We start from the raw sequence: 13802 nt of genomic DNA, 5'->3' as shown, positions 1-13802 counted from the left end.
GAAAATGCAAAGTTAATTAATAAAAAGCGGCATTTTAAATTGGCAATCTTTATTTTAAATTGATATTTCATTATTGGTTTGTATTTTTGCATAAAAAAAAGATTTAATGTTAGTTAATATTTTCAAGTCCAAAATACACCGAGTAAAAGTTACGCAAGCAGAATTAAATTATGTGGGTAGCATCACTATCGACGAAGCATTGCTGGAGGCAGCCGGTATTATGGAAAACGAAAGAGTACAAATAGTAAACAATAATAACGGTGAACGTATAGAAACATACGCCATTAAAGGCAAAAGAGGCTCGGGTATAATCTGCCTAAACGGAGCAGCAGCCCGTAAAGCTCAGCCGGGAGACATCGTTATCATCATTTCATATGCATGGATGACCCCAGAGCAGGCAGCAAGCCACAAACCAATCGTAGTTTTTCCAGACGAGAATAACCAGGTGGTAGCCTAATATATTGAAAAAAATACTGAAATATCTGCTCCCAATCGCTTTAGGCCTCGGTTTGTTTTATTGGGTTTTCAAAGACATGGACTTGATGAGTATCGTCCAGAACTTTAAAGATGCCAACTATTTCTTGGTAAGCATTGGGTTGTTTGTTGCATTTGTAGCCCATGCTAGTAGGGGAGTTAGGTGGAAACTCATGCTTGAGCCTATGGGCTATAAAGTTTCATCTCTTAATGCCACTGCCGGGGTTTTGATAGGGTATATGACCAATTTGGTATTGCCACGTGCAGGCGAATTGGCTCGTTCGGTAAGTTTGCAAAACACCGAAGAGGTGCCTTTTGAGAAATCTTTTGGTGCTGTTTTGGCCGAAAGAGTAATAGATGTTTTGGTGCTTTTGTGTTTGTTAGTTTTAAATATTTTGTTAGAATTTGATCGAATAAAGGATCTCGTAATGGAGCTTTTGGGCGACAAGTTAAAAAACACAAACGCTCTTCTTTTACTTTTAATAGTAGCGGTTGTTTTATTTTCTATCCTAGTATTCATTTATAAAAAATACAAAAAACGTATTTTGGCGTTTGCGATTTTTCAGAAAATTACTACTTTTTTAGCGGGTTTATGGGCGGGCTTCAGCAGCGTTCTTAAAATGGAAAAGCCAGGTATGTTTGTGTTTCATACAGTTTTGATATGGAGCATGTATTACCTCTCTACTTATATACTTTGCATGGCTGTGCCTTTGGGGCAAAACGTTACGCCTTTGGCCGTACTTACTATTTTAGTAATGGGCTCAATAGGCATGGCCGCACCTACAATTGGTGGTATCGGTTCGTACCATCTATTAGTAGGTAAAATCATGGTGCTCTATGGTTTATCTAACGAAGAAGGAATAAATCTTGCGACTTTTCTACACACAATGCAAGGGATAATCTATGTACTTTTATTGGGAATTTTAGGTTTTGCGATTGCATTTTTTGGTAAAAAGAAATCTGCTTAATTCTCGTTTTAAATAGTGGATTATTAATTATTTCGTCTACTCTCTTTTCTTAGATAATACATTTAAACAAATAATGTTTAATTTGGTTTAAATTTCAAAAACAAACCAGATATGGCCTTATTTGACCTTAAAATAAACGGAACATCGCGTAGTGTAGATGTTTCTGATGATACGCCCTTGCTTTGGGTACTTCGAGACGAACTTAATATGTGTGGTACCAAATATGGCTGTGGTATAGCACAATGTGGTGCTTGCACTGTCCATCTAAACGGAATTCCTACGCGGTCGTGCGTGCTTCCAGTTTCGGCTTTGGGAAATAGCGAAATTACTACAATTGAAGGACTTTCGGCAGATGGGTCTCATCCAGTACAAAAAGCATGGGATCAGTTAGATGTGCCTCAATGTGGCTATTGTCAAGCCGGTCAAATGATGACTGCGGCGGCATTTGTGTCAGAAAACAAGAACCCTTCAGACGAAGAAATTAGTACTGCAATGTCTGGAAATATATGTAGATGCGGTACCTATCACCGAATCAAAGAAGCCGTTAAATTAGCCGCCAATCTTTCTAAATAAGAACAATTATGGAAAATTCAAGAAGAGATTTTTTAAAGAAATTGCTCCTGACTTCGGGCGGATTAGTGATTGGATTTAGCGACATACAGGCATCTAATGCCACCACAATTGACATCTCGAAGGAAGGAGATTTGAAAAATGCATATTTAGTGATTGGAAAAGACGGTTTAATAACTATTTTTTCTCCGAATCCTGAAATAGGACAAGGTATAAAAACTGCATTTGCTGTTATAGTAGCCGAAGAGCTTGATGTAGATTGGGCCAAAGTGACGGTTTTACAAGCTGATTTAGATACAAAAAAATACGAACGACAACTCACAGGCGGAAGTGGTGCAATCAAACATTCGTGGCAAAGACTGCGAGTAGCAGGTGCAAGTGCCAGATATGCATTAATAGAAGCTGCTGCTACCAAATACAATGTTTCTAAAGATAAGCTGAAAACTGAAAAGGGTAAAGTGTTAAGTTCAGACGGCCGTTCTTGGTCATATGGCGAACTTGTCTCTGAGGCTGCTTTGGTTAAAATACCTGCCGAAGTACCATTGAAAAGTAAGTCAGATTTTAATCTGATTGGTACTACTATAAAGAGTGTAGACAATAAAGATGTCTTGGTCGGAAATCCTGTTTATGGAATAGATTTTAAAGTACCCGGAATGTGGTATGCACAAGTGATTAGACCTGCGTCATTTGGACAAAAACTCGTAAGTTTTGATGCCGCTGAGGCAAAAGCTTTGCCAGGGATTAAAGATGTGATTTCTTTTGGAAATAAGGTGGCGATTGTAGGAAAATCAAATTGGGAGGTGATGAAAGCCCGTAAGTTGGTTAAAGTTACCTATTCAAACGATAAGCCTTTGGAAAGCGACAGTACGCACAACACCATTTTTACAGACCTAATGAAAAATGGGAAGGCAGAAGTGAGAAGAGCGGACGGAAATGTGGAGGAGGCTTTCAAAAAAGCCAGCAAAGTAATAGAAGCCGAATATCAATGTCCGTTTTTGCCGCATAACGCTATGGAGCCGATGAATTTCTTTGCCGATGTCAGAGAAAATAGTGTAAGACTGGCAGGTCCAACTCAAACGCCACAGTCAGGGCAAAATCAAGTAGCTAAACTTTTGAATATACCGGTTGAAAATATAACGGTTGAACTCACCAAAATGGGTGGAGGTTTCGGAAGGCGATTAAATAATGATTATACATTAGAGGCTGCCGAAATTTCTTCTTTAGTTAAAGTGCCCATAAAACTGCAATGGACCAGAGAAGACGATATGTCTGGTGGAATATACAGACCGGCCGTTCGATACAAGTTTAGAGCTGCTTTAGACGAAAAAGGAAACATGATTGGCTTTATGCTTCGTGGCGTTGGCCTAAATGCTGGAAATAGTACACGGCAAGATAATTTTCCTGTAGGTGCAGTTGATAATGTCTTAGTGGATTCGGTTAATTATGAGTCAGATATTACCACTGGGCCTTGGCGAGCTCCTATTACAAACTTTTTGGCGTATGCTGAGCAGGCTTTTTTAGACGAGGTAGCTTTTGCTGCTGGCAAAGATCCGATAAAGTTTAGGTTAGAACTGTTAGATAAAGCGAAGAAAAATCCAGTAGGTAAACTTACTTATGAACCCGAAAGGTTTGAAAAAGTAATAAATACGGTAGCCGAGCGTGCTAAATGGGGTAAAGTTTCTAAAAATGTACATCAAGGATTTAGTGTATATTTCTCTCATAATTCTTACGTGGCTCAAATAGCCGAAGTGCTCACCAAAAATAAAACAAACAGCTTAAGTAAGGTATATGCTGTTACGGATTGTGGTATAGTTATAAACCAAAGCGGTGCTCGAAATCAGGTTTACGGAGCAGTTATAGACGGTATTGGCCACACGATGTACGGAAACCTAAGTTTTGAAAATGGGCAGCCTAAGCAAAATAATTTTGATAGCTACAGGTTAATCAAATATAACGAGGTTCCTGAAATAGATGCGGTATTTATTGACAACGGAATAGACCCCACAGGACTAGGTGAGCCAGCTTTGCCTCCTACGGGCGGTGCACTTGCCAATGCCATTTTTAAGGCTACTGGCAAGCGACTTTATAGTCAGCCGTTTGCATTGCAAGACAAAAAAGTATCTGAAATTTTATAATTTAGCAGCTCCATTTCTGGAGCTGTTTTTTTTACTCTTTAGTTACTGAGCTACTTCCTGAGAGCTTTTGTGTAACCACTGGGTTGCCTTTGTAGCTGACCTTACTCGCTCCGCTTGCTACGATATCAAGTTTATCACTTACGGTTACCTCTGCTTTACTGGCTCCTGAAAGATCCAAATAGGCACTGGTGATTTGTGAACTTTCAGTATGTAGTTTTGATGCTCCTGAAACCTGAGCATCTAAAATCGAAACGTTTTCATTTAAGGTTAAATTGGATGCTCCTGATATTTCGCTATTAAGTTCTTTTATTTCATTGTTAAGTATAAATTTTGAAGCCCCACTTATTTGAATACTGAGTTTTTCTAAAAGTCCAAAACCACTCAGTTCGGTGTTCGAAGCCGAACTTGAAATCACTTCGGTTATAGCATTTGTTTTTACTTCGACATACATTTTGTAGCGTCTAATCTTCTTAAGGCTGATTCGCTTGTCATATTTTATTTCAAGTTTTCCATTTCTTACGGCTAGTTCTAAGTCTTTGATGTCATCTTCAGCACCTTTCACACTTACTTCTGATTCGTTAGATTTTATTATTTTCACATCAAAGGCATTGTTAATATCTAAGCGGTCAAAAGCCTCCAGCTTGAATGTTTCAGTTTTAAAACCATTAGGCGGAACCTGGTCTTTGTATAATATGTTTTCACACGAACTAATTGATACTACGAAAAGGAAAACGATTACTATGTTTTTCATGTTTTTAGTTTTATTTGAATACCTGATTTTTTTTGAAATATTTCAATAATAGATTTTTATCTGGAGTAATATTAAAGGTTACTAATCGATAGTTATGAGTAAAGATGGTAGATTTGTGGATAAAGTTGCATTATGAAAAATAAAATCAAAAATGATCCATACGCGGCATTAAAATATCCGGAGTTTCGGTTTTTTGTGCTTGCTCAATTTTTGTTTACCGTTTCTATCTTAATCCAAGAAATTGTTATCTCGTATTATCTCTACGAAATCACCAACGATCCACTTTCATTGGGTTTGGTAGGTCTTTTTGAGGCAGTTCCTTTTATTTCTTTGGCTTTGTTTGGCGGCTATTTCGCTGATAAATATCAAAAGAAAAAAATCTATCTAAGCAGTTTCTTCGTGGTTTTGCTTGTAACTGTAATCTTAATGGTTTTTATGGGAGATAATTCCATTTTGCATCTTGATAGAGCTCATCAGCCTTGGGTAATTTATTTAGGTGTTCTAATTTTCGGAATCGCCAGAGGCTTTTATAATCCAGCTTGGTCTTCATTAAAGCCATTTTTGGTGAAGCCAGAGCACTATTCAAACTCCGCTTCGTGGAGTGCTCAGTTTTGGCAGGTTGGCCGTATCGCGGGACCAGTAATTGGCGGTTTTTTATATGCGTATATAGGTTTAATGAATTCGCTTTGGGTGGTGTTGGTGCTGTTGGTTGCTACTATATTTTTTGCTTCTCAAATTGCCAAAAAGCCGGTGGAAGCCATGACCAAAACCAATATTTTTGAAAGCCTTAGAGAGGGCCTAACTTTTGTGAAATCAAATAAAATACTGTACTATTCTATAGTTTTAGATATGTTTTCGGTGCTATTTGGTGGCGTAATCGCTATACTGCCGGTTTATGCCAAAGATATTTTACATGTAGGCGTTGAGGGGCTTGGTGTTATGCGTGCAGCTCCGGGCATTGGTGCGGTTTTGACTATGTTAGGTACGGCTTATTATCCTCCAACTAATAAAGCCTGGCGAAATATGCTACTCGGTGTTGCTGGTTTTGGCGTAGCTACTTTGGTTTTTGCAGTTTCTGAAAACTTTATAGTTTCTTGTATCGCATTGTTTTTAACTGGAGCTTTTGATAGTATTAGTGTGGTAGTTAGGTCTACAATCTTACAAATATTGCCGCCAGACAATATGCGTGGTAGGGTAAGCTCGGTCAATGGAATTTTTGTGAGTACCTCAAACGAACTCGGGGCATTTGAGTCAGGAGTAGCAGCAAAACTTTTAGGGCCGGTAAATTCGGTAGTCTTTGGTGGGGTAATGACGCTCGTAGTCGTGGGTTATATTTATTCTAAATCAAAAGAGCTTTTCGGAGTGAAACTAATTAAAGAGATTTCTACATAAAAAAAATAGCACACTTGGAGAAGTATGCTATTTCTGTAAAAAAATCTTTTAAAGTATAATATTATGCTATTTGCTTCGCAAGGAAATCAATCCCTTCATTAAAACTTTTGGGTGAATAGCCTAATTCTGCTATAGCTTTATCTAATATGAATCCTGTTTTTGCAGGTCTTTTGGCTGTTTGAGTAAAAATAGAGCCATCTACCTCTTCGATTAAACCTTTGTCTAAACCAAAATAGTCCGCGGTCATGGTTGCCATTTGGTAAGGATTTAATAAATCTTTACCCGAAATATTAAAAATACCTTCAGCTTCTTTTTCTGAAATCAAAATACAGCCATCTGCAAGATCTTCGGCAAGGGTAGGGGTTCTCCATTGGTCGTTAACAACCTTAATGTTTTTGTTGCTCTCAAGCGACTTTTTAACCCATAAAATTATATTTGAGCGGCTCATGTCTTCGGCAATTCCGTAAACCAACACCGTGCGGGCTATGGCCCACTTTATGGAGCTATGAATCAATAATTTCTCTGCCGCTAGTTTGCTCCAACCGTAAAAACTTACCGGATTAGCCTCGCCTTCTTCGGTATACGGGCCTTCTTTTCCATCAAAAATAAAATCTGTAGATAGGTGAAGTAAAAACGTATTGTTCAGTTCACATGCTTCAATTAGATATTCTACCGATTTTACATTTAGATTCCAGCACGCTTCTTTTTCGGTTTCACATTGGTCCACATTGGTCATGGCTGCTGTGTGTATCACCACGTGAGGTTTTATGGTATTTAAAGTTCCCAAAATATCTTCCTTTGAAGTGATGTCTAGCGATTGGTAGGTGTAGCCTATCTTGTTACTTAGCCTATTTTCACCTCGGGAGGTTGCAAATACCTCAAATTGGGTACTATTGCTTAGCTTTTCTATGAGTTTTTGACCAAGTAAGCCGTTAGAGCCCGTAATTAATATTCTTTTTTTCATTTAGAAAGGTTAAATGAACCCGGTTTATTTTTTCTTCGGATAGGTGAATCCGTAAAGTTTTGTAATTTTTCGTTTACGCACTTTTTTAAGTGTCATAGACATTTTAATATCTTCGTCAGGTCTGTTGTTGCCATCTTTTGATACTCCCACGATAGTATCTATAACTCCAAAATTGTCCAAAACTTCTCCAAAAACAGTGTATCTGTTATCTAGAAAAGGAGTGCCACCTACGGCCATATAGTCAGCTCTTTGTTTAGGAGAATAGGATACATTGTTTGCTTTCTCCACTTTAGTAAGTTCTTCATCCACGTATTTTCTTCCTTGAACTATATAAAACTGACATCCACTTGACATCTTTTCGGCGTTTCCGTTGCTGGCCATTGCCAGTGCTCCTTTTTTGTGAACACGCTCGTTTGTAAATTCATACGGTATTTTGGTAAGATTCGCACCTCCGTTCCCCAGTTTATCTCCTTTTTTAGCGGTCTTTGAGTTTGGGTCTCCTCCTTGAATCATGAAATTTTCCATAACCCTATGAAAAAGCAAACTGTCGTAAAAGTTTTCTTTTACCAAATTGATGAAATTCGCTTTGTGTAAAGGGGTTTCATCATATAGAACCATGTGCATGGTTCCTTTGGTAGTATTGAGCGTTACAATGTAATCTTTTCTTTTTTGTGCTTGTGATTCAAATGCAAAGCTTAGCACAAAAAACGTGATAAATAAGTACTTCATTATTTTGTTGAATTATAATTGTGATTTTATGGTTTCTAAAATTTCTTTTCCACCATTTGCTAGTATTTCTACTGCAACTAGTTTGCCAAGTTCTTCTGGGGTTTCATTGGTTTGAGTTTTTTCTACAAAAACTTTTTCTTGGCCGTTAAGGCTTATTATTCCAGCCTTAAACACAATTTTGTCTTTTTCTAAAACTGCATTGCCAAATACCGGAATAGAGCAGCCACCGTTTATTTCTTTCAAAAACGATCTTTCTGTAAGTAAACATTTTTCGGTTTCCGGGTCATTACAAGCACTCCTGATTGCCTCAGCTTTGCTTGGGTCAAGATTTTTTGATATTTCTATCGCCACAGTTCCTTGCCCTACTGGCGGCACCATTTCGTTTTCATCAAACTCATGCACAATCATTTCATTGTATTTCATACGGTGTACACCCGCATATGCCAGCATAAGTGCATCACACACGCCAGACTCCATTTTCTTGATTCTGGTTTGCAAGTTTCCACGCATGTCTACAATGTTTACATTCGGAAAATATGCTTTTAACATAGCCACTCGTCGGGTAGATGAGGTGCCAATGGTGATAGATTTGTCTGTCGCAACTTTGAGCGATTGGTTCAAGCTTATCAAAACATCACACGTTTTCTCTCTTTCAGTAAAAGCTATTATTTCTAAATCGTTTCCTAGGTCTGACTGCAAATCTTTGGCACTATGGACCGCAATATCTATGTCGCCCGAGTGAAGTTGATCTTCTAATTCCTCAGTAAATACGCCCTTGCTACCAATTTTAGAAAGTGCTCGGTCTAGTATTTTATCTCCTTTTGTTTCTATTACAATTATTTCAGAGCTTATCTCAGCGGCTTTTAGACGCGACTGAATGTAGTCTGCCTGCCAAAGTGCCAGTTTGCTTCCTCTTGTACCTATTTTTATCTTCATTTTCGTTTTTTATAAAAAAAATATTCCTAAAAGTCCTACACACATACCCCATAAAAAACCGAGGCTAACTTGTTTGAGACTGTGAACTTGTAAGGCAAGTCTACTCGAAAGTACAATGCCTGAGATTATTATTACGCCAAAAAGTGGGTATTCTATATGTGCTTCGCCATATTTTAATAGAACCATGAGTAAGATTCCTACAAATCCGCCCATTGCAGTGGCATGTGCTGAAATTTTTTCTTTTAATGTAAATACGCCAAGACCTATTATTGAGACTGACATTATGCCAATTAAAAATGACGTGGGCCTAAGCATGCCGCCTTTTGAATACAGAAAATAGGTGAGGGCAATATAAAAACCTGATGTTATTAAGTAGATTTTAGGTCTTTCGGTTTGCTCAGGAAGTTCTACGTCAGAGATTACTTTTCGCTTAAATAACCAATAAATAAACGCTCCAGGAAAAATAGCCGTGTACAACAAAACAATGCCACAAAGTGCCAAGAAGCTTTTGAGGCTAAATAATGAAAAATAAAATGGCGTAGGTGCAAATCCGTATATTACGAGAAGTAATAAAACCGGGATAAATACCGGATGGAAAATGTAAGATATTAGTCGAGCTATTTTTTGAGTCACTGATGGTTCCTGCTTTACAGAAAATGAAAAAATTACGTTACAAATATAACGTAATTTTACTGATTTTAGATTTCTTTTCTTAATCGAGCCACCGGAATTGACAATTGTTCTCTGTACTTGGCTACCGTTCGTCTGGCGATATTGTAGCCTCGTTTTTTGAGTAGTTTCTCCAATTTATCGTCCGAAAGTGGTGAATGCTTCGGCTCATTTTCGATTAACTCTTTCAGTATATTTTTAACTTCTCTACTTGAAGCGTCTTCGCCTGAGTCTGTGGCGATGCCTTCTGAGAAGAAATATTTAAGGGGATAAATTCCGTAATCTGTTTGTACAGACTTAGAATTGGCAACTCTAGAAACTGTTGAGATGTCCATTTCGATTCTTTCCGCAATATCTTTCAGAATCATTGGTTTCAACTTGTTTTCATCGCCTTCTTCAAAAAACTCGTTTTGATAGATAACGATAGCTTCCATGGTTTTCAAGAGCGTTTGCTGTCTTTGTTTGATGGCGTCTATAAACCATTTGGCAGCGTCTAGTTTTTGTTTTACAAAGCTTACGGTTTCTTTTATCTGTCTGTTTTGCTTATCACTTTTATCATAAGTTTCTAACATTTCAGAAAATGACCTACTCACTCTTAGTTGCGGTGCATTTTTTGAATTTAGTACAATTTCTAATTTTCCATTTACTGACGAAACTATAAAGTCAGCCATCAAATAAGCAGCAGAGTTGTCTCCATTTGACATGCTACCCGGCTTTGGATTTAAACGAGTAATAAGTCCTAGTGCTCTTTTGAGGGTATCTTCGTCTATGTTTAGTTTTTTCTGAATTTTCTCAAAGTGTTTCTTTGTGAATTCTTCAAAATAGTCCTCTATGATGGTTAAAGCAATATTGTTTTCAAGTGAGTTTCTGTTTTTTTCTAATTGAAGCAAAAGACACTCTTGTAAGTCCCTAGCACCAATACCTGCAGGTTCAAATTTTTGAATTTTTTGTAAAAGAGCAAGGACTTCGTCTTCTGATGCATATACGTTTTGACCAAATGCTAAGTCATTACATATAGATCTAAGGGGTCTTCTTAGGTAGCCATCGTCTTCTATCGAGCCTATCAGTTGCTCTCCGATTTGGGTTTCTCTTTCGTTTAGTCGTAAAAACCCCAATTGCTGATTTAATGATTCTACCAATGTGTCGGTAGACACTACTGGCATCGAATCTTTTTCTTCTTCGCCCCAGCCATCGCTAGCCATTTTGTAGCCAGAATATTCATCTTGATTAATATATTCTTTTACGTCCAAGTCGCCATAAGAGTCAAGGCTTTCAAACTCACTAAAAGATTCATAGTCATCGTCTGATGAGTCGTCTCCATATAAATCATCTTGGGCGTCATCTTTCATTTCCATGCCTTCTTCAAGGGCAGGATTGATTTCTAATTCCTCTTCTATCCTTTGGTTCAATTCGGCCGTAGGAATCTGAAGCAATTTTATAAATTGAATTTGTTGCGGCGAAAGCCTCTGTTGTAGTGACTGACTTAGAGCTAGTTTTTGCATTTTAGTAGAGTTTTATCATTCGCGTTATTAGGAATACTTTCTTATGGTTTGTCATTTATCGTGCCAAAAAAAAATATTTAGTGTTTCAAGCTAGTATTTATTTCTTCAATATTCAAATTAAATTAAAATTAAATACTCTAAAAACTTATTAAGTGGTTGATTTTTAATTATTTAAAAATAAATATTCGTTTTTTGTCTAATTTTTATATTTAGACAAAAAAAATTAAAAAAAGTTACATTATTTTTAGAATAAGCTATTTATTCGAAGATAGCTCGTATAGATTTTTGTTTGATTTCGGTCTCAATCCACTCTTTTTCAGGTGAAGAATCGGCCGTAATACCACCACCTGAAAACAGGGTGATTTCGTCATTTTCAATTTTCAGAGAACGGATATTTACAAAAAGATGTGAGTCGTTTTGGATGTTTATTGGGCCTATGTAACCGCTGTAAAGTTCGCGGTCGTAGCCTTCTAGTTGGTCTAATATTTCGAGTGCTTCTTGCTTGGGCATGCCGCATACTGCTGAGGTAGGGTGGAGCAAGTCTAACATCACCGAACTTAGGTTTTGGAAGTTAATAGATTTACTATCAATAGTATAGGTAGAGCAAAGATGAATTAAGTTGCCTGCTTTTACTGAGCGAGGGCCTTTTTCTTCGTATTCCCTTACGCGTATTTTCTTAAGGCAATTGATAATATATCGGCTAACCAAAGCCTGTTCTTCTATCTCCTTTTGCGACCAAAGAGCATTTGCTGTTGGGATTTCATTTCCTTCAGAATCTACGCTTGGTTGAGTGCCTGCAAGTGCTACAGTGCTAAACTTTCCTTCAGGGTTTTGGTGTACCAAAGTCTCTGGCGAGGCTCCAATCCAAATCTGATTTTTCCAGGGAAGGTTTATAAAATTAATAAATGCAGAAGGGTGTTTTTGAGAAAGATGTTTTAAGGCCGAAAAATAATCATTTCCGCCTAGTTTGCCTATTTTGTTCGATCTTGAAAAAACCACTTTATTAGTGGTGGTTCCTTTTAATATCTCGACGATACTGCTAACCTTTTCAAGGTAAGTATTTCTAACCTCAGGTTTTTCTTCGAAATTCTCTTTAATATATAGTTTCTCGTAAGGAGGATTCTCTTTAAAATCTAAAAATTCTGAAAGCTTCTCTACTGTTTCAGAATCTATTTTATCCGTAATTTCGAAGAAAATATCAGCAGCATACAGATAAGGCAAGTCTACTGTGCTATGAAAAGGAGCAACTACAAAGCCCGCTGGGCATTCTTCAAAATCTATTTTTTGCTTAACGGTCTCTCTGTTTTTTGAAAGAAGAAAATAAAATGTCTCCGTGTTTGGGTATCTAAATATGACAAAAGGATACGCGGCTTCCACACATTTCACAATGAGTTTCTCAATAGTTACCTTATGTTCCACACCCACGCTAATCATTTTACTAGAGCTTGATTGTCTTCTACTTTAAGTTCGCCGTTGTTATATTTTGAAGGACACTTCAGAAGAATCTGGTCAGCATTAAAGCAGTTGTTTTCTAAGTCCATGCTACCTACTACCACCACTTTCTCAGACTTGTCTATGTCTTGAGGTTTTGGCTGACTATATACTACAAGTGATTCATTGTTAAGTGAGTCACGCATCATAAACTCAAATCTGTTTGGGTTTTTCGATGGTTCGTAGTTCATTTTTGGATTGCCAGACGCATCCTTAATCAGTTCGCCTACTACGTGAATACTACCTTTGTCGCCATTGTTTGCCATTTCGGTAGCATCTTTAAAACTGGCATACGTACTTGCATCTCCAATAGTTGAGATAATCATCATGACTGCCACCGCAATCACAACTAATGCTATAATGTGGGTCTTTTTCATGATTTTATTTCTTTTTCTATTTTTGAAATTTTTCTATCTAAACTAAATAAGTAGGCAAATAGCCCAGCCAAAATTACTGAAATGATGGCAACCACCACATAAATTTTTCCGTCTGCTCTGAAAGTATCTGCCATAGTAACATCTTGCATAAGTAAAATGTTAATTAAAATGCTCATAATATTCATTGTTGATTTTGATATTTTACTTTACTAATTCTAATTCTAAGGTTGCTTATCCAAAAGCCCAACATGGTCCAGCCGATAACTGCCGGATAAAAAACCATTCGCATTGCATTGTCCATATCATATTTTCCGAAAGCTGGATTGCCGCCATTGCCAGGATGTAGGGAGTCGGTAAGGCGAGGTAAAATCCACACCAAGGGCATAAATGAGGCAAACGCAAAAATGTTATACACAGCCGAAAGTCTTGCTTTCTTTTGTTCGTCTTCAAAAGATCCTCTAAGTACAAAGTATGCTGCATAAATTAGCATTCCTACTTCCACCGCTATTAACTTGGGGTCTTTCGGTAGTGGGTCTCCCCACGTAAAATTCCCCCAAATGCTGCCCGTAATAAAGCCTAGTACGCCAAACAGAATGGCCACATTTGCAAATTCTACTGCTTTGATATCACTTTGAATATTTCCTTTTCTTAAATATTTGATAGATTCAACCACAGAGGCAATCATGAGTGCCATCATGCCAAACCACATAGGCACATGGAAATATACGTTTCTAATGGTTTCGTTTAGAATCGGTTGTCTTGGCACTTCAGAAAGTAGGCCGGCTATTAACACATAAAACAAAATGATCACCGTTAGGATCTTCCACCAATATTTTTTCATAAT

General features: G+C 37.5%; 15 protein-coding genes. 5 read left to right on the top strand and 10 right to left on the bottom strand.

Going from position 1 to position 13802, the window contains the following annotated elements; translation table 11 throughout:
• Positions 1-106 precede the first annotated feature (106 nt).
• The 4 genes from panD (at position 107) to ACFOOI_RS07335 (ending at position 4147) form a co-directional block, all read left to right on the top strand.
• A complete protein-coding gene (panD, locus tag ACFOOI_RS07350) occupies positions 107-457 on the top strand; it encodes an aspartate 1-decarboxylase (protein WP_379836626.1) in 351 nt (116 codons plus the stop codon).
• A gap of 4 nt (positions 458-461) precedes the next feature.
• Positions 462-1442: a lysylphosphatidylglycerol synthase transmembrane domain-containing protein gene (locus tag ACFOOI_RS07345; protein ID WP_379836624.1), complete on the top strand. Its 981-nt coding sequence runs from the start codon at positions 462-464 to the stop codon at positions 1440-1442.
• A gap of 111 nt (positions 1443-1553) precedes the next feature.
• The gene (locus ACFOOI_RS07340) at positions 1554-2015 is read left to right on the top strand and encodes a (2Fe-2S)-binding protein (RefSeq protein ID WP_379836622.1); all 462 of its coding nucleotides are present in this window, start codon (positions 1554-1556) and stop codon (positions 2013-2015) included.
• Between the two features lie 8 nt (positions 2016-2023).
• The gene (locus ACFOOI_RS07335; RefSeq protein WP_379836620.1) at positions 2024-4147 is read left to right on the top strand and encodes a xanthine dehydrogenase family protein molybdopterin-binding subunit; all 2124 of its coding nucleotides are present in this window, start codon (positions 2024-2026) and stop codon (positions 4145-4147) included.
• 31 nt (positions 4148-4178) lie between these two features.
• Here ACFOOI_RS07335 and ACFOOI_RS07330 read toward each other — a convergent pair whose 3' ends face one another.
• Positions 4179-4898 carry a head GIN domain-containing protein gene (locus ACFOOI_RS07330; RefSeq protein ID WP_379836618.1) on the bottom strand — a complete coding sequence of 240 codons (720 nt, stop codon included), beginning with the start codon at positions 4896-4898 and terminating at the stop codon, positions 4179-4181.
• Positions 4899-5030: 132 nt separating this feature from the next.
• Between ACFOOI_RS07330 and ACFOOI_RS07325 the strand changes: the two genes are divergently transcribed.
• Positions 5031-6290, top strand: a complete 1260-nt coding sequence (locus tag ACFOOI_RS07325) for an MFS transporter (protein WP_379836616.1) — start codon at positions 5031-5033, stop codon at positions 6288-6290.
• A 61-nt stretch (positions 6291-6351) separates the two neighbouring features.
• On the opposite strand, the gene ACFOOI_RS07320 is transcribed toward ACFOOI_RS07325, so the two are convergent.
• From ACFOOI_RS07320 to ccsA, 9 genes are all read right to left on the bottom strand, one after another.
• Complete coding sequence (locus ACFOOI_RS07320; RefSeq protein WP_379836614.1) at positions 6352-7254, bottom strand: SDR family oxidoreductase; 903 nt, start codon at positions 7252-7254, stop codon at positions 6352-6354.
• Positions 7255-7278: 24 nt separating this feature from the next.
• Positions 7279-7983 carry a peptidylprolyl isomerase gene (locus ACFOOI_RS07315; RefSeq protein WP_379836612.1) on the bottom strand — a complete coding sequence of 235 codons (705 nt, stop codon included), beginning with the start codon at positions 7981-7983 and terminating at the stop codon, positions 7279-7281.
• 12 nt (positions 7984-7995) lie between these two features.
• The gene (hemC, locus tag ACFOOI_RS07310; protein ID WP_379836610.1) at positions 7996-8919 is read right to left on the bottom strand and encodes a hydroxymethylbilane synthase; all 924 of its coding nucleotides are present in this window, start codon (positions 8917-8919) and stop codon (positions 7996-7998) included.
• Between the two features lie 9 nt (positions 8920-8928).
• Positions 8929-9552 carry a hypothetical protein gene (locus tag ACFOOI_RS07305; RefSeq protein WP_379836608.1) on the bottom strand — a complete coding sequence of 208 codons (624 nt, stop codon included), beginning with the start codon at positions 9550-9552 and terminating at the stop codon, positions 8929-8931.
• A gap of 65 nt (positions 9553-9617) precedes the next feature.
• Positions 9618-11090, bottom strand: a complete 1473-nt coding sequence (gene rpoN, locus ACFOOI_RS07300) for an RNA polymerase factor sigma-54 (protein ID WP_379836607.1) — start codon at positions 11088-11090, stop codon at positions 9618-9620.
• Between the two features lie 258 nt (positions 11091-11348).
• Complete coding sequence (locus ACFOOI_RS07295) at positions 11349-12524, bottom strand: chorismate-binding protein (protein WP_379836605.1); 1176 nt, start codon at positions 12522-12524, stop codon at positions 11349-11351.
• Positions 12521-12958: a cytochrome c maturation protein CcmE domain-containing protein gene (locus tag ACFOOI_RS07290; protein ID WP_379836603.1), complete on the bottom strand. Its 438-nt coding sequence runs from the start codon at positions 12956-12958 to the stop codon at positions 12521-12523. The genes ACFOOI_RS07295 and ACFOOI_RS07290 overlap by 4 nt, the downstream gene beginning before the upstream one ends.
• Entirely contained in the window at positions 12955-13134 is a 180-nt protein-coding gene (locus tag ACFOOI_RS07285) for a CcmD family protein (RefSeq protein ID WP_379836601.1), read from the bottom strand. The genes ACFOOI_RS07290 and ACFOOI_RS07285 overlap by 4 nt, the downstream gene beginning before the upstream one ends.
• A gap of 5 nt (positions 13135-13139) precedes the next feature.
• Positions 13140-13799, bottom strand: coding sequence for a cytochrome c biogenesis protein CcsA (gene ccsA / locus ACFOOI_RS07280; protein ID WP_379836599.1), 660 nt, complete (start codon positions 13797-13799; stop codon positions 13140-13142).
• Positions 13800-13802 lie beyond the last annotated feature (3 nt).

This window comes from Lacihabitans lacunae, from assembly GCF_042649125.1.
Lineage (GTDB): Bacteria > Bacteroidota > Bacteroidia > Cytophagales > Spirosomataceae > Leadbetterella > Leadbetterella lacunae.
This window is presented reverse-complemented; position numbering and strand designations above follow the sequence as displayed.

Coding starts and splice junctions, on each gene's coding strand:
- ACFOOI_RS07340 (WP_379836622.1), top strand. CDS start 1,554: ATGGCCTTATTTGACCTTAAAATAAACGGAACATCGCGTAGTGTAGAT.
- ACFOOI_RS07295 (WP_379836605.1), bottom strand. CDS start 12,524: ATGATTAGCGTGGGTGTGGAACATAAGGTAACTATTGAGAAACTCATT.
- ACFOOI_RS07330 (WP_379836618.1), bottom strand. CDS start 4,898: ATGAAAAACATAGTAATCGTTTTCCTTTTCGTAGTATCAATTAGTTCG.
- ACFOOI_RS07335 (WP_379836620.1), top strand. CDS start 2,024: ATGGAAAATTCAAGAAGAGATTTTTTAAAGAAATTGCTCCTGACTTCG.
- hemC (WP_379836610.1), bottom strand. CDS start 8,919: ATGAAGATAAAAATAGGTACAAGAGGAAGCAAACTGGCACTTTGGCAG.
- ccsA (WP_379836599.1), bottom strand. CDS start 13,799: ATGAAAAAATATTGGTGGAAGATCCTAACGGTGATCATTTTGTTTTAT.
- ACFOOI_RS07315 (WP_379836612.1), bottom strand. CDS start 7,983: ATGAAGTACTTATTTATCACGTTTTTTGTGCTAAGCTTTGCATTTGAA.
- panD (WP_379836626.1), top strand. CDS start 107: ATGTTAGTTAATATTTTCAAGTCCAAAATACACCGAGTAAAAGTTACG.
- ACFOOI_RS07325 (WP_379836616.1), top strand. CDS start 5,031: ATGAAAAATAAAATCAAAAATGATCCATACGCGGCATTAAAATATCCG.
- ACFOOI_RS07285 (WP_379836601.1), bottom strand. CDS start 13,134: ATGAGCATTTTAATTAACATTTTACTTATGCAAGATGTTACTATGGCA.
- rpoN (WP_379836607.1), bottom strand. CDS start 11,090: ATGCAAAAACTAGCTCTAAGTCAGTCACTACAACAGAGGCTTTCGCCG.
- ACFOOI_RS07290 (WP_379836603.1), bottom strand. CDS start 12,958: ATGAAAAAGACCCACATTATAGCATTAGTTGTGATTGCGGTGGCAGTC.
- ACFOOI_RS07320 (WP_379836614.1), bottom strand. CDS start 7,254: ATGAAAAAAAGAATATTAATTACGGGCTCTAACGGCTTACTTGGTCAA.